Origin of the sequence: Kribbella sp. VKM Ac-2569, from assembly GCF_004216905.1 — a bacterium.
Classification (GTDB): Bacteria; Actinomycetota; Actinomycetes; order Propionibacteriales; family Kribbellaceae; genus Kribbella.
This window is the reverse complement of sequence record NZ_SGXJ01000001.1, coordinates 497,983-512,852: the sequence shown is the minus strand read 5'-3', so window position 1 is coordinate 512,852 and position 14,870 is coordinate 497,983. Positions and strand designations below refer to the sequence as shown.

Sequence of the window (14,870 nt, the reverse complement as noted above, 5' to 3'; positions counted from 1 at the left end):
GAATCCCTCAGTCCTGTGACCGAATCCCCCCGGATACCGGCGTCGCGGCCGGCACCCCCGCGGTGCCTGCCTGAGCAGAGATTATGCCCAGAACCTGCGCCCCGGCCAGACCTCGGAGTTCGTCAGTCGCGACCGAGAATTCCCTGTTCGTAGCCTTTGGCAACGGCTGCGGCACGGTCGGTGACACCGAGTTTGGTGAAGACGTGGCTGAGATGCGTTTTCACCGTGGCCTCGCTGATGAACAGTTCGCGGGCGATGTCGCGGTTCGACGTACCCTTCGCGACCAGCTCCAGGACCTGCCGTTCGCGCGCGGCCAACGGACTCGGCGCCGGCGAGCGGACCGCCGACACCAGCCGCGAGGCGACCGCGGGGGAGAGCACCGTTCGACCGGCCGCGGCCTGGCGGACGGCGTTGAACAGTTCGTCCTGCGGAGCGTCCTTGAGCAGGTAGCCGGTGGCGCCCGCCTCGATCGCCGGCAGCGTGTCGGTGTCGGTGTCCCAGGTCGTCAGGACCAGCACCTTCGAGCGGATGCCGCGGCGGGTCAGTTCGGTGATCGCGTCGAGCCCGCCGCCACCCGGCATCCGGAGGTCCATCAGGATCACGTCCGGGGTCAGATTCGCGGCCAGCTCGACCGCCTCGATGCCGTTCGACGCCTCCGCGAGCACGGTGAAGCCGGGCGTGGACTCGAACATGCCACGTAGCCCGTTGCGGACCACGGGGTGGTCGTCGACGAGGAGCAGTGAGATGTCAGCCATGGAGGACCAACGGTAGGCGAGCCGACACCGCCGTACCGAAACCTGGCTCGGATTCGACCGTCAGGGAGCCTGCGATCCGTTCCGCGCGGGCGCGCATGCCGTCGAGGCCGAAACCGCCGGTGCCGGTGCGGGTGGACAAGGCCAGTGGATCGAAACCCTTGCCGTCGTCGCGAATATCCACCGTCACCTCGTCGTCCATGAAGCTGAGGGTCACGCCGGCGCGGGTCGCGGCGGCATGCTTCGACACGTTCGCCAGCGCCTCCTGCGTGATCCGCAGGACGGTCGCCGAAAACTCACCGTGCAGGTGCTGCGCCGTACCGGTCAGGGTGAACTCGGCGGGTACGCCGGTCCGCTCGGACCACTGGTCGACGGTCTTGCGGAGCGCCTCGGGGAGACCGTCGTACGACAGGCCGGACGGGGCCAGGTTCTGCACCGAGCGGCGCGCCTCGCCCAGGCTGTGCCGGGCCAGATCGGTCGCGCGGCCGACATGCTCCTTGACGGTTGCTGGGTCAGCGGCGTTGGCCACGACCTGGAGCTGGGCGATGATGCCGGTCAGCCCTTGCGCGATGGTGTCGTGGATCTCCGCGGCCAGCCGGCGCCGCTCGTCCGCGATGCCCGCTTCCCTTGCCTGCACAAGGAGTTGGGCCTGCAACGCGGCGTTCTCCTCGTGCGCCTGCTCGAGCTCGGTGATGGTCGCGGCCCGCGCCTGCGACCGCGCCTCCTGCCGGTCGGCGAAATGCTTGACGACGGTCAGCAGTGCGTTGTTTGCGACCAGCAGGCCGGCGAACGCCAGCCAGCCGGTCCGTCCCTGGGGCGGGAAGCTTCCGGTCTGCGAGCCGGCCACCGGGATCGAGGTGACGAACAGTGCGAGTCGTTTCGCCTTCCGGCCCGGGATCACTTCGTCGGTGTCGTAATACCCCGCCACCACGTAGAACGCGAAGAAGCCGCTCAGCATCGTCAGCAGGGACGCGATCACCCAGCGGATCACGTAGTACGTCACGGACACGGCATTCGGGCCGCGGTGGAGGCGGCCGCTCCAGCTCCACCACAGCTGCAGGAGCAGGGCGACGCCGATCAGTACGTACGCGGCGATGTGTTCCCGGTGCGACGGCATGATCTGGTCCGCGGTCGCCAGGGCCAGGAACGAGCCGAGGGCGAGCAGGAAGTAGGGAGCCCAACGGTGGAACGCTGCCTCGTGCCGGTCGAGGTCGCTGTCCGCCGTTGTCACTCCTCCAGTGTGCACGAACCGGGCCCTACTCCCACCGGAACCATCGTGCGGCCGCCGCCGTCAGCACCACCGCCCACGCGGTCAGCACGCCCAGATGGGACCAGTCCGGCCAGTGCCCGGCCGCGGCCTGCTCGAGTGCCTGGGAGGCGGCACCGAACGGCAGGAGTACGACGATCTCCCGCAGGGTGTGCGGCATCGACTGAACGGGAGCCCACAGGCCGGCGGAGAACAGGCTCGGGAAGAACACCACCATGCCGATACCGGTCGCGAGCCGTGCGGTCGGAGCGAGTGCCGAGATCAGTGCGCCGAGAGCCAGCGCGGCGGTGACCGTGAGCAGGAACGCCAGCGCGTAGCCGGCGGCCTGCTTCGGCAGTTGTACGTCGAACGCGAGCCGCCCGATCGTCAGGGTGATGAGCGCCGACAGCACTCCCGCGGTGCCGTTCAGTCCCATCTGTGCGGTGAGCAGCGCGGTCGGCTGGACCGGGGTCAAGGACATCCGGCGCAGGATGCCGCGTTCGCGGTAGCCGGTGATCACCGGCGGCATCGCCTGCAGGCCGGTGACGATCAGCGCGACCAGGACAAGGGTCGGCACGTACACGTCGATGACCCGCATCCCGAGCCCGTCGTCGAACTTCCGGAAGCTCCGGATCGACCCGAGGATCACCAGCAACAGCGGCGGGAAGCCGAGCGTCCAGAACAGGGTGCCGGCCTCCCGGCGGAACAGCCGCGCCTCGGCTCGCAGCACAGCGGTTCCCGGCGAGGTACGGCGTACCGCCGCGATCGTGCTCATTTGGTGGCTCCCGTGAGGTCGAGGAAGGCGTCGTCGAGGGTGGCGTCGGTGACGCGGAGCTGGTGGGCGGTGATGCGGTGCCGGGCGAGCAGCGACAGCAGCGCCGTGACGGTCTCGTCGGATCCGCCGAGGGTGATCCGGCCGTCCTTCTCCTCGACCGACGCGAGCGCAGGCAGCGCGGCCACGTCCGCGTCGTCGAGCGGCGCCGACGGGGTGAACGAGATGATCGTGGAGCCGGCAGTCCGGCTGATCAGTCCCTGGGGAGTGTCGAGCGCGGTGATCCGGCCCTTGTCGATCAAGGCGATCCGGTCGCACAGGCGCTGCGCTTCCTCCATGAAGTGCGTGACCAGCAGGACGGTGACGCCGTTCGCGCGGACGTCCTCGACGATCTCCCAGGTGTCCCGGCGGGCCCGCGGGTCGAGACCGGTGGTCAGCTCGTCCAGTACGACGACGCGCGGGTTGCCGATCAGCGCGAGCGCGATGAACAGTCGTTGCTTCTGGCCACCACTGAGGACCCCGAACCTGGTGTTCAGCCGGCCCGTCAGGCCGAGCCGCTCGGCGAGCGGGCGCCAGTCGGCCGGGTTCGGGTACAAAGCGGCGTACAGCTCGAGGGCTTCGCGGACCGTGAGTTTGGCCTGCAGCTCGCTCTCTTGCAGTTGCGCGCCGAGCACCTGCGTGACGGCGGCATGATCGGCGACCGGGTCGAGCCCGGCGACCCGGACCCGCCCGCCGTCGGGGATGCGCAGGCCCTCGACGCACTCGACGGTAGTGGTCTTGCCGGCGCCGTTCGGCCCGAGGATCCCGAAGATCTCGCCCTCGTCGACGCTGAACGACACCTCGTCGACGACAGTGCGCCCGCCGTACGTCTTACGCAGACTGCTGACTTCGACGATGGGAGAAGTACTGGTCATACGTCGAGCTTCGCGGACGGCGTACCGCCCGCACATCGCCCGACGAGCTGGTCCCGGCATCAGCCATTCGGGTGATGCCGGGGCTACAACTCGCCTACTTCGTGTAGAGCGCCTCGACGTCGGCGCCGTGCTTCTCCATCACGATGTGCCGGCGGAGCGAGAGTTTCAGCGACAGCTCGCCGGACTCCTGGGTCCAGTCGATCGGGAGGATCGAGAACTTCTTGATGGCCTCGGCGTGCGAGACCGAGGCGTTCGCGTCGTCGATCGCCTTCTGCACCTCGGCGATCAGATCGGCGTCCTGGGTCAGCGCTGCGGGGTCGGTCGCCTTCCCGCGCTCGGTCGCCCACGGAACGATGGTCTCCGGGTCGATCGTGATCAGCGCCGCGATGAACGGCTTGCCGTCGCCGACGACCATGCACTGGCTGACCAGCGGGTGCAGCCGGATCTGGTCCTCGAGCATCGTCGGCGCGACGTTCTTCCCGCCGGCCGTCACCAGGATCTCCTTCTTCCGGCCGGTGATCTTGATGAACCCGTCGACATCGAACTCGCCCAGGTCGCCGGTGTGGAACCAGCCGTCCGTGTCGATCGCGTTGGTGGTCGCCTCGTCGTTCTTCCAGTAGCCCTGCATCACCTGGCCGCCCTTGAACAGCAGCTCACCGTCGTCCGCGACACCGACCGTCACACCAGGAAGCGGCCGGCCCACGGTGCCGATGCGGACGTCGTCGGGCAGGTTCACCGACACCGCGGCGGTGGTCTCGGTCAGGCCGTAGCCCTCGAGGACCGGTACGCCGATACCGCGGAAGAAGTGACCGAGCTTGTCGCCGAGCGGGGCGCCGCCCGAGACGGCGTACTGCACCTGGCCGCCGAGCACCGCCCGCAGCTTGCCGAAGACGAGGCGGTCGAAGAGCACGTGCTTGGCCTTCAGCCCGAACGACGCGCCGCCCTTGTCCTGCGCCTGCGAGTACGCGATCGCGGTCTCCGCGGCGGCGTCGAAGATCTTGCCCTTGCCGTCGGCGTGCGCCTTCTGGCTGGCCGAGTTGAACACCTTCTCGAACACCCGCGGCACGCTCAGGATGAACGTCGGCTTGAACGCGCCGAGGTCCTCGACCAGGTTCTTCACGTCGGCGCTGTGGCCGACCTTGACCCGCTTCATCACGCAGCCGACCTGGATGATCCGGGCGAACACGTGCGCGAGCGGTAGGAACAGCAGGGTGCTCGCGCCGGTGGTGTCGAAGAGCTCGTCGAGGATCTTCACCGCGGGGTCGAGCTCGGCGATGAAGTTCGAGTGGCTGATCTTGCAGCCCTTCGGGCGTCCCGTCGTACCAGACGTGTAAATCAGGGTCGCGAGGTCGGACGGCGTGACCGCGGAGCGGCGCTTGTCGAACTCGGCGTCCGTGACGTCCTGGCCGAGCGCGGTCAGCTGGTCGACGGCGCCGGCCTCGATCTGCCAGACCTCCTGCAGCGCGGGCGCCTCGGCCCGGGAGGACTCGACGACCGCGCCGTGGGTCGCGTTCTCGACGACGGCGACGACCGCCTCCGAGTCGGTCAGGATCCACTGGATCTGCGAGGTCGAAGAGGTCTCGTAGATCGGCACGGTGACCGCGCCGATGCTCCAGATCGCGTAGTCGATCAGGGTCCACTCGTACCGCGTCGCGCTGAGCAGGGCGACCCGCTCGCCGTGCTTCACCCCGGCCGCGATCAGGCCCTTCGCGACGCCCGTTACCTGCTGCGCGAACTCCGCGGCGGTGACATCTGTCCAGGCGGACCCCGTACGGCGGCTGAACACCGCGGTGTCAGGATGAGAGGACGCGTTCGCCCACACCGGGTCGCTCAGACTCCCGGTGGGCGGTTCTGTCACAGCAGGAACGGTGTACTCACGCATCCGCGTCTCCTCAGTCGGTCCCGAATTGTCGACTTCCGGCGCACGCTACAGTCACCTACCCACAAGTAGCCAGGTTTATGTGACCGAAGGAACTAGGTTCTCGGCATGCCATTGCTCGACATCAGTTGCGACGACCTGGTCGTTGCTGATCCAGCCTACGTTGCCGAGCGACTCGGTTCGGACACCCTATGGCGTGAGTGGTGGCCGGACCTCACGCTGACGCCGTCCGAGCGGCGCGGCCGGGAGGGGGTCCGGTGGGCCGTCACCGGCGCCGCGATCGGTACGGCGGAATGGTGGCTGGAAGCCGTCCGGGACGGGGTCGTCGTGCACTGGTACCTCCGGGCCGACCCCGCGAAACCGGTCCGCGGCCGCGCGGTCGAGCGATTGAAGGAGCGGTACGTCGCGGCGTACCGGGAGCGGCTGTGGGCGTTCAAGGACGAGCTCGAGGCGGGCCGCGCGGCGGGCGAACGCCGTACCGGATCCGATCCCGCGATAGTCTCCGGGGAGGACGCGGATCCATCGGGGGGTCCGGCGGTCCGCAGCACCCGTCCCAGGCAAGCGAAGAGGTGAATCGATGGCGGAACAGACCACCTCGACCATCCAGGTGAACGCGACCCCCAAAGAGATCATGGCGGTGATCGCGGACTTCGCGGCGTACCCGGAATGGGCCGACTCGATGCGGGAGACCGAGGTGCTGTCCACCGACGAGGCAGGCCGGCCGAACAAAGTGCGGTTCAAGGTGGACGCCGGCGCGATCTCCGACCAGTACACGCTGGCCTACGTCTGGTCCCGCAACGAGGTGACCTGGACGCTGGTCGAGGCGAAGATGGTGAAGGGAATGGACGGCGCGTACGTCCTGAAGGATCTGGGAGCCGAGGGGACCGAGGTGACGTACCGGCTGGCTGTGGATGTGGCGATCCCGATGATCGGCATGCTCAAGCGGAAGGCCGAGAAGGTCATCATCGACACGGCTCTCAAGGGCCTCAAGAAGCGCGTCGAGTCCTGATCCAGTGACTCGGGTACTGCTGTACACAGGTAAGGGCGGCGTCGGCAAGACGACCTCCGCTGCGGGAACGGCCACGCTCGCGGCACTGCGCGGGCTGCGAACGCTGGTGCTGTCGACGGACGCCGCGCACTCGCTGTCGGACGCGTTCGACTCCGAGGTCGGACCGGAGCCGACCGAGATCGACGACCTGCTGTTCGTCCAGCAGATCAACGCACAGCGCAAGTTCGAGCGGTCCTGGGGCGACATCCAGGCGTATCTGCGGTCCGTGCTGCACATGGTCGGTGTCGACCCGGTCGAGGCCGAGGAACTGACCGTTCTGCCCGGCGCCGAGGAGGTGCTCGCGCTGCTCGAGGTGCGCGATCACGTCCGGTCCGGCCGCTGGGACGTGATCGTCGTCGACTGTGCGCCGACCGCGGAGACGCTCCGGCTGCTGGCGCTGCCCGAGGCCCTGAACTGGTACCTCGAACGGATCTTCAACGCCGAGCGCAAGATGATGCGCACGTTCCGGCCGTTCCTGAACCGCGGGTCGAGCATCCCGATGCCGGACGACACGGTCTTCGATGCGCTGCGGCGGCTGCAGGCCGACCTGTCCGACATCCGCACGTTGCTGGCCGGCCCGGACGCCTCGGTGCGGCTGGTCCTGACGCCGGAAGCGGTCGTGGTCGCCGAGGCCCGGCGGTCGCTGACCCGGCTGTCGCTGTACGGGTACCGCGTGGACGGTGTCGTGGCGAACCGGGTGTTCCCGGCGGCCGGGGCCGACACGTGGCGCCGGCAGTGGGTCGCCGCGCAGCGCGGGATTCTCGAGGAGGTCGCGGACTCGTTCCGGCCGTTGCCGATCTGGGAGTCGCCGTACCGCGTGTGTGAGCCGGTCGGCGTCGAGGAACTGGCCGCGTTCGCGGTGGAGATGTACGGCGGGGACGACCCGTTCGCACGCGCCACGGACGACACGTCGCTGTGGGTGGATCGGCACATCGACACCGACGGGCGGACGTACACGCTGACGATGCCGTTGCCGTTGGCATCCGCCGACGAACTGGAGCTCGCGCGGCACGGGGACGAGCTGATCATCACCGTCGGGTCGTACCGCCGGGTGCTGCCGCTGCCGGCCGCCCTGGCGCGTGGCGTGGTCGCGGGCGCACGGCTGGACGAAGGCCGGTTGCAGGTGCGGTTCTCGCCGCGGGAGACCGCGCGGCCGGTGGCACCCTCGTCGGATGTGCCAAGCGGATCAGGTCCGTTGGAGTCGGCGCAGGAGCTGGCGCAGGGCCTGACGGCGGAGTACCACGAGGCGCTGACTCGTCGCGAGGCGGCGCGGTGAGCAAGGATTCCACCGGCTCGGTCGGCTCGGTCGCTGAGGAGGCCGCGAAGCTGTTCGCCGTACTGCAGAACGCTGCCCACGAGGCGCCGCCTGCAGCAGACGAGGCCGCGGACCATGAGCACAAGCTGGGGCCCGACTGTGTCTGGTGCCCGGTCTGTCAGCTGATCCACCGGGTGCGGAACACCAGCCCGGAGACGATCGAGCAGCTGTCGACGGCGGCCGCGCACGTGCTCGGCTCACTGAGATCTCTGCTGGAGGCCGCCGCGGACGCGGCCCGGCAGACGCGGGAGGACGCAGCGTCGCGGTCCTCGCCATCGGACGAGGAACCGGCCCAAGAATCGACCCGGTCCCGGGTGGACCGGATCGACGTGAGTGAGGACCCCGAACCATGGGACTGACGATCGGCATCGACGTCGGCGGTACGAAGATCGCGGCCGGCGTGGTCGACGAGCACGGCGAGATCATCGCGCGCACGCATCGCGACACCCCGGCCGACTCGGTCGACGCCACCGCGGCCGCGATCTGCGACGCGGCCGCCGAGCTGATCGCGAACCACGCCGTGGAAGCGGTCGGGATCGGGGCGGCCGGGTTCGTCTCCTCGGACCGGTCGACGGTGCTGTTCGCGCCGAACCTGGCCTGGCGGGACGAGCCGCTCGGCGCGCGCGTCGCGGAGCAGCTGAAGATCCCGGTCGTGGTCGAGAACGACGCGAACGCGGCGGCCTGGGGCGAGTTCGCGTTCGGCGCGGCCAAGGACGTCGAGCACATGGTCTGCATCACGGTCGGCACCGGGATCGGCGGCGGCGTGGTGATCGACGGCGAGCTGCTGCGCGGTGCCCATGGTGTGGCGGCCGAGCTCGGCCACATGCGCGTCGTACCCGGTGGGCACCGATGTGGATGCGGGGCGCGGGGCTGCCTGGAGCAGTACGCGTCCGGGCGGGCGCTGGTGCGCGAGGGCAAGGCGCAGGCCGAGTCGGGGTCGCTCGCGGCGGCGCAGATGCTGAGCGTGTGCGGGATCACCGACCCCGAGGAGTTGACCGGGCCGATGATCACCGAGGCGGCGATGAAGGGCGACCCGTGCGCCGTCGAGCTGCTCGAGGACCTGGGGCGCTGGCTGGGTGAGGGCGTGGCGAGCCTGGCGACGATCTTCGACCCGTCGCTGGTCGTGATCGGCGGCGGTGTGAGCGCGGCGAAGGATCTGATCATGAAGTCCGCTGTGCAGGCGTTCGAGAAGGTGCTGCCCGCCAAGGCCAACCGCCCGCACGCGCCGTTCACCCTCGCCGAGCTGGGCAACGATGCGGGCCTGATCGGGGCCGCGGACCTGGCCCGCCGGCCGGCGCCGGCACCGGAACAGTCCTGATGATTGTCCTGACCTGGGATACTGGAGCCGAGACACACCCTGGCCCGGCGGGGGTCGCGAGGAAGGTCGAACCTTGGCTTTGACGCAGGCACTGACGATCGGGATCGACATCGGCGGGACCAAGGTCGCCGCCGGGGTGGTCGACCCGGAGGCCAACATCCTGGACCGGTTGCGGCGCGACACGCCGACGACGGACCCGAAGGAGACCGAGGACGCGATCGCGGAGATCGTCCGCGACCTGGAGTCCCGGCACGACGTGATCGCGGTCGGCATCGGCGCCGCCGGGTTCGTCGACGGCACCCGGTCGTCGGTGCTGTTCGCACCGCACCTCGCCTGGCGGCACGAGCCGCTGCGGGACGCGGTCGAGCGCCGGCTCGGCCTACCGGTCGTCGTCGAGAACGACGCGAACGCAGCCGCCTGGTCCGAGTGGCGGTTCGGTGGCGGTCAAGGCGAGAGCCACCTGGTGTGCGTCACCCTCGGCACCGGCATCGGCGGCGCGATCCTGAACGACGGCGCGTTGCAGCGCGGGAAGTTCGGGATCGCGGGCGAGTTCGGGCACATGCAGGTCGTGCCGGGCGGTCACCGCTGCGAGTGCGGGAACCGCGGCTGCTGGGAGCAGTACGCCTCCGGCAACGCGCTGACCCGGGAGGCCCGTGAGCTGGCGCTGTCCGGTTCGCCGGTCGCGCACAACCTGCTGCGGGCGGCCGAGGGCGATCCGCGGAAGATCAACGGCCCGATGGTGACCGAGCTGGCCAAGGACGGCGACCCGGTCGCGGTCGAGCTGCTCGAGGACGTCGGCCGCTGGCTCGGCATCGGCCTCGCGAACCTGGCCGCCGCGCTCGACCCGGGCACGTTCGTGATCGGCGGTGGCGTGTCCGACGCGGGCGAACTGCTGCTGGCACCGGCGCGGGAGGCGTTCAAGCGGACGCTGACCGGTCGCGGATTCCGCCCGGAGGCGCGGATTGTCCGCGCGGTGCTCGGGCCGGAGGCGGGCCTGGTCGGTGCGGCCGACCTCGCGCGCGAAGAGGCGACGTGGCTGCGCCGGGTCCGGGTGAAGACCACCGCCGTGACCGCGAAGACGGCTGCGGCGCGTGGACGGTCGACCCGCCTCGAGCGGGCGGCCCGGAAGACCGCGGGACGGCGTACCGGGATGCGCGCCGCGGCGCAGGACACCGACCTGCACCCGGCTGACCTGAACGGCGACCCTGACGCATGAGTGATGGCGCCCTGCGGGTGCTGTCGTACAACGTGCACCGGTGGGGAGACGACCGTACGGCGCTCGCTCGGGTGGTACGGGCGTGCGCGCCGGACGTGATGCTCGTGCAGGAGGCGCCGACCTGGTTCGGGACCCGGACGAAGCGGCGCGCGATGGCGGCGACGTTCGGGATGCGGTACGTCGCAGGCTCCGCCCGGAACGCGATCCTGGTTGCCGACGGCATCGAGCTCGGCGATCCGGTGCACTGGCGGGTCTGGCGGCCGTTCGTCCGCCGGCGCCTGAACTTCGTCGCCACCCAGCTGCCCGGCGGCGCCGTCGGCGGCCAGGTACTCGTCGGGACGACGCAGGTCGCTGTCGTGTGCTGTCATCTCGGCCTGCACATCCTCGGCCGTCAGCGCGAGCTCGAGCAGGTCCTGAAGCGATGCCGCGCCCTCGGCACGCCGTACCTGCTGGCCGGCGACCTGAACGAGGAACCCGACGGCCCGGTGTGGAAACGACTCGCCGAGGAGGGCCTGACCGACCTCGGAGCCGACGCGGGCCCGACCTTCAGCTCCACAAATCCCCACAAACGCATCGACGGCGCACACCTGTCACCCGCGCTGCAGGGACGCATCCTCCCCACACCCGCCTCGCCAGAGGATCTCGCCGCCGCCTCCGACCACCTCCCGATGCTGATCGAGATCAGGGCCGGAACTCGAGTAGCGGATCAGTGACTGCGGCCCGCCAGTTCGCGCGATGTGTCTCGGTCCGGAGCCGGTAGTACAGGGTTTCCCGCCGTACGTCGTCCGCGCTGCCGGAGTGGCCGCCGATGTTGTGCGCCAGCAGGTAGTGCGCGAAGAGCACGCTCCCGGCCGCTCCGCTGGCCTGGATCGGATCGCCGAGCGGGATGTCGGGGTAGGGGCCCGGGGTCATCTCGTCGACCCGGGACAGCGCGTCGGCGCCCCGCTCGGCCAGGTAGGCGCCGAGCCGAAGATGCGTCCCCGGCCAGAGATAGAGATTGCCCCGGTCCAGCTCCTCGTGGGAGGTCAGCCACAATCCGGCGAGCATCGTGAACGTCCCCGGCGTGCCGTCCTCCAGGGTCGGCGTGATCCCGTCGACGTGTGGACCGCCCGGCCGGTGCGGCCAGGGCGGGATCGTCGTCGCAACCTGGGCCTGGTCCGGCTCGAGCAGCTCCAACTCCGGCCGCAGCAATTGGGCGGCCAGCTCCGCGATCCCAGCTGCGCGATACAACGCCAGCAGCGGGTGTGCGTCGTCGAGGGCAGGCCACAGGAAGTGCGCGCCGACACCTTCCGGCGGCTGGCGTTCGAGCATCTCGGCAACGATCCGGCGAGTGGCGGCGATCTGCTCGTCGGTGAGTACGCCGGGCACGACGACGTACCCCTCGTTCCGGAACTGCGTCCGCTGTGCCTCGGTGATCTGCCGCATACCGCCAGTCCAGCAGCGGTGTCCCTGAGCGGCAAACGAATTAGCTCTTCTTGCGGTTGAGGAAGGTGAGCATGGCTTCTTGGGCGGCGGGGGAGGCGAAGAGGCTTGCGGAGAGTTCGGCGAGGTCTTTGCCGCGGGCATCTATGTCGGCGAGGAGGTCGCGGTTGAGGAGTTTCTTGGTTTCGCGTAGGCCCTGTGGTGCGCCCTTGAGGAGCGACGTGAGCACCGTGTCGACGGCCTCGTCCAGGTCGCTGTCGGGCACCGTCAGCGTGAGGAGCCCGAGGCGTGCTGCTTCGAGGGCGTCGAAGCCGTTGCCGGTCAGGAAGGTGTACGCCGCCGCGCGGTCCGTGAGCCGGGGGAGGACCGTGAGCGAGATCGTCGCCGCCGCGAGCCCCAGCCGGACCTCGGTCAACGCGAACGTCGCGCTTTCCCCGGCGATGCTGATGTCTGCCGCCGCCACGATCCCGATGCCGCCGGCCCGCGCGGGCCCGGCGACGCGCACGACGACCGGCTTCGGGTTCGCCACGATCGCGCGCTGTACGTCGACCATCCGCTGCGCGCCGACGCCCATCCCGACGGTCGTAGCCTCGGACAGATCTGCCCCCGAGCAGAACACGTCCAGCGCCGACCGAATCACGATCACCCGCACCGCCTCATCCGCGCCCGCCGTCTCGAGCCGCGCCAGCAACTCACTGGTCAGCTGCTGCGACAACGCGTTCTTGTTGTGCGGCGAGTCGAGCGTGATTGTTGCGACGCCGCCATCGGCATCCAGGTGCACGAGTTCCGTCATACCGCCATCCAACACGCTTCCGGTCCGGGCGTCATGCCCGGACAGACGTGACAGAGCAGACATGTCGGCCCGGTGACGTGAAAGGGCCACCTGCGAGGCGAACAGGTCCGAGTTCTCCGAGACCAAGCGGTACGACGACGGGTGGCTGCATGCGGTGGGCCAGAGTTCTCATGCGGAGTACGAGAACCTGCTGGTGACGCCGGACCGTGAGAACGCCTTCATCGAGCCGGACAAGACGTACACCGAGGCGGTGGTCCTGCGGCACAACGGCGAGCACGGAGGTATGCGGACGCTCGCGCGGTTCGACGTCGAGGACGAGGTCAAGGCGGCCGTCGAGTTCGCCGAGACGTTGCAGCGGACGGTTCAACACGGTCCCGACGCAGGCACGTCGATCTCGCGTGCTCTGAACGCCGAAGGGCCGGAAGTGCGGGCCGACAACGGCCCGGAGTGGGGCCGCCGGGAGAACAGGGGCTATCGCCCCGGCGGGCACAGCGACCTCAGCCGTTAAGGCCCCGTCGGGGCCGAGGTGGGGTTGAGTGGATCGGCGTGGCGGTGCGTGATCCTCCACGCGCCGTCCTCGGCCCGGAACACCATCGTCGTCCGCAGCAGGTGCGGCACCGGATCCGGCTGGGTGACGTGCTGCACGGTGCCGCGCTCGATCGCGACCGTGTACGCCGTGTCCGCGCCAACGTGCTTGACGAGGTACTCGAACTCGATCTTCGCGCCGCTGGGGCGGAACTGCGAGGACGCCCACCCGTACCGCGGCCCGATCTCGGACCAGCCGACCTCCTGCCCGCCGAACCCGCCGAAGATCGAGGTCAGCTCGCTGTGCGACACCAACGGCAACCACAACGACGGATCGCCGTTGACGAACGCGGTGTTGGCCTCCTCGAAGCGTCGCAGGAACGACTCGAAGTCCTGATTCACCATAGGACCAGCGTGTACGCCGACAGGGTCACTTCATGTCGGCGTACGACGGGGAGAGTTCGCGCGCCAGGTGCTCGACGAACAGGCCGACGTCCGTGACGATCCCGCGCGCCTGCGACGAGCCGCGGTCCGCGAGCTTGGTCACCGTCGCCGGGTTGATGTCCACGCAGGTCAACGGGATCGACGCCGGCAGGATGTTGCCGGTAGCAACCGAGTGGAGCATGGTCGCGGCCATCAGGCAGTACCCGACGCCGTCCAGTTCGGCCCGCATCGCGCGCTGGCCCTCGAGTACGTCGGTGTAGACGTCCGGCAGCGGCCCGTCGTCGCGCACCGAACCGACCAGCACGAACTGCTTCCCGTTCTTGACCAGCGCGTGCATCACGCCGGACGTCAGCACGCCCTGCTCGACGGCCGCCGCGATCGACCCGGCCTTGCGGATCGTGTTGATCGCCCGGATGTGGTGCTCGTGCCCGTGCTCGACGCCCCGCCCGCGGGCGAGATCCACGCCGAGTGACGTCCCGTACAGCGACGACTCGATGTCGTGCGTCGCGAGCGCATTGCCGGCGAACAGTACGTCGACGTACCCGGCCTCGACGATCGCGACCATCGCGGGCGCGGCGCCGGTGTGCACGATGCCGGGCCCGCCGACCCAGAGCACCTTCTGCCCGTTCGCCTTCGCCTCGCGCATCCCGTCGGCGACCTGCTTGACCAGCACCCGCTGCGGCTTCTCCGAGGACACGTCCGACTCCATGAAGCCGAAGCCGTCCTCGGTGCTCGTCACGATCGGGGGCGTGACGCGCACGCCCTGCGCACTCGAGATGATCTTCATCCCGGCGCGTACCTCGGACATCGGAATGGTCCGTACGGCGTCACCCTCGACGAGCAGGCCGCAGTCCATCTCCGGGTTCTGGACGGTGACCCAGTGGCCGCCGAGCCGAACGCTCGTCGGTAGGTTCGTGGTCGAGTAGAACCCGTCCGGGAACACCCCGTCCTGACTGACCTCGGTGATCTCCGGCGTACCGGGGTCGACCAGGTTCGCGCCCTTGGTCTGGATCCGCATCAGCAGCCGCTGCAGCGACTCCTCGTCCTCCGCGCCGACCGTCATCCGGACCGTGGACGGGTCGTCCTTGTCGTAGCCGAGGTCGAACTTGTCCAGCGTGTACTCGCCGCCGTACCCGCGAATGTCGTCGAGCACCCGGGACAGCAGCCCGGAGTCCATCAGGTGGCCGGTGATCTGGACCGTCTCGGTGACCTGCACGGGTGCCCTC

17 protein-coding genes are annotated in these 14,870 nt (G+C 69.6%); 8 read left to right on the top strand and 9 right to left on the bottom strand.

The features are described 5' to 3' along the window. Window positions 1-122: 122 nt before the first annotated feature. The 5 genes from EV649_RS02365 to EV649_RS02345 form a co-directional block, all read right to left on the bottom strand. On the bottom strand, window positions 123-755 hold the full coding sequence (locus tag EV649_RS02365; protein ID WP_130380015.1) for a response regulator transcription factor: 633 nt from the start codon (window positions 753-755) through the stop codon (window positions 123-125). Further along, the gene (locus tag EV649_RS02360; RefSeq protein WP_130380013.1) at window positions 748-1,983 is read right to left on the bottom strand and encodes a sensor histidine kinase; all 1,236 of its coding nucleotides are present in this window, start codon (window positions 1,981-1,983) and stop codon (window positions 748-750) included. The genes EV649_RS02365 and EV649_RS02360 overlap by 8 nt, the downstream gene beginning before the upstream one ends. Before the next feature lie 25 nt (window positions 1,984-2,008). After that, on the bottom strand, window positions 2,009-2,773 hold the full coding sequence (locus EV649_RS02355; protein ID WP_130380011.1) for an ABC transporter permease: 765 nt from the start codon (window positions 2,771-2,773) through the stop codon (window positions 2,009-2,011). Further along, on the bottom strand, window positions 2,770-3,684 hold the full coding sequence (locus EV649_RS02350) for an ABC transporter ATP-binding protein (RefSeq protein WP_198682271.1): 915 nt from the start codon (window positions 3,682-3,684) through the stop codon (window positions 2,770-2,772). Before EV649_RS02350 ends, EV649_RS02355 begins: the two co-directional genes overlap by 4 nt. Before the next feature lie 94 nt (window positions 3,685-3,778). After that, window positions 3,779-5,566: an AMP-dependent synthetase/ligase gene (locus tag EV649_RS02345; RefSeq protein ID WP_130380009.1), complete on the bottom strand. Its 1,788-nt coding sequence runs from the start codon at window positions 5,564-5,566 to the stop codon at window positions 3,779-3,781. Between the two features lie 105 nt (window positions 5,567-5,671). Between EV649_RS02345 and EV649_RS02340 the strand changes: the two genes are divergently transcribed. The 7 genes from EV649_RS02340 to EV649_RS02310 all read left to right on the top strand — a co-directional run bounded on the left by EV649_RS02340 (window position 5,672) and on the right by EV649_RS02310 (window position 11,173). Then, complete coding sequence (locus EV649_RS02340) at window positions 5,672-6,136, top strand: polyketide cyclase / dehydrase and lipid transport (RefSeq protein WP_130380007.1); 465 nt, start codon at window positions 5,672-5,674, stop codon at window positions 6,134-6,136. A 4-nt stretch (window positions 6,137-6,140) separates the two neighbouring features. Further along, window positions 6,141-6,572 carry an SRPBCC family protein gene (locus tag EV649_RS02335; protein WP_130380005.1) on the top strand — a complete coding sequence of 144 codons (432 nt, stop codon included), beginning with the start codon at window positions 6,141-6,143 and terminating at the stop codon, window positions 6,570-6,572. A gap of 4 nt (window positions 6,573-6,576) precedes the next feature. Next, window positions 6,577-7,887, top strand: a complete 1,311-nt coding sequence (locus EV649_RS02330) for an ArsA family ATPase (protein ID WP_130380003.1) — start codon at window positions 6,577-6,579, stop codon at window positions 7,885-7,887. Further along, window positions 7,884-8,285, top strand: coding sequence for a hypothetical protein (locus EV649_RS02325; RefSeq protein ID WP_130380001.1), 402 nt, complete (start codon window positions 7,884-7,886; stop codon window positions 8,283-8,285). Before EV649_RS02330 ends, EV649_RS02325 begins: the two co-directional genes overlap by 4 nt. Continuing rightward, window positions 8,276-9,244, top strand: coding sequence for an ROK family glucokinase (locus tag EV649_RS02320; RefSeq protein ID WP_130379999.1), 969 nt, complete (start codon window positions 8,276-8,278; stop codon window positions 9,242-9,244). The genes EV649_RS02325 and EV649_RS02320 overlap by 10 nt, the downstream gene beginning before the upstream one ends. Before the next feature lie 73 nt (window positions 9,245-9,317). Further along, window positions 9,318-10,460, top strand: coding sequence for an ROK family glucokinase (locus EV649_RS02315; protein WP_130379997.1), 1,143 nt, complete (start codon window positions 9,318-9,320; stop codon window positions 10,458-10,460). Beyond that, window positions 10,457-11,173: an endonuclease/exonuclease/phosphatase family protein gene (locus EV649_RS02310; protein WP_130379995.1), complete on the top strand. Its 717-nt coding sequence runs from the start codon at window positions 10,457-10,459 to the stop codon at window positions 11,171-11,173. Before EV649_RS02315 ends, EV649_RS02310 begins: the two co-directional genes overlap by 4 nt. Here the strand turns inward: EV649_RS02310 and EV649_RS02305 are convergent. Then, on the bottom strand, window positions 11,142-11,885 hold the full coding sequence (locus EV649_RS02305; protein ID WP_157996150.1) for a phytanoyl-CoA dioxygenase family protein: 744 nt from the start codon (window positions 11,883-11,885) through the stop codon (window positions 11,142-11,144). The two genes, EV649_RS02310 and EV649_RS02305, sit on opposite strands and share 32 nt — an antisense overlap. Before the next feature lie 40 nt (window positions 11,886-11,925). Then, a complete protein-coding gene (locus tag EV649_RS02300; protein ID WP_130379991.1) occupies window positions 11,926-12,675 on the bottom strand; it encodes an enoyl-CoA hydratase-related protein in 750 nt (249 codons plus the stop codon). Between the two features lie 154 nt (window positions 12,676-12,829). Between EV649_RS02300 and EV649_RS02295 the strand changes: the two genes are divergently transcribed. Continuing rightward, a complete protein-coding gene (locus tag EV649_RS02295) occupies window positions 12,830-13,183 on the top strand; it encodes a hypothetical protein (protein WP_130379989.1) in 354 nt (117 codons plus the stop codon). On the opposite strand, the gene EV649_RS02290 is transcribed toward EV649_RS02295, so the two are convergent. Together EV649_RS02290 and EV649_RS02285 are read right to left on the bottom strand one after the other, a co-directional pair. Beyond that, window positions 13,180-13,605 (bottom strand): nuclear transport factor 2 family protein, encoded by a 426-nt coding sequence (locus EV649_RS02290; RefSeq protein WP_130379987.1) that lies wholly within the window; start codon window positions 13,603-13,605, stop codon window positions 13,180-13,182. The genes EV649_RS02295 and EV649_RS02290 overlap by 4 nt on opposite strands. A gap of 25 nt (window positions 13,606-13,630) precedes the next feature. After that, window positions 13,631-14,860, bottom strand: coding sequence for a TIGR00300 family protein (locus EV649_RS02285; RefSeq protein ID WP_130379985.1), 1,230 nt, complete (start codon window positions 14,858-14,860; stop codon window positions 13,631-13,633). Between the last annotated feature and the right edge of the window lie 10 nt (window positions 14,861-14,870).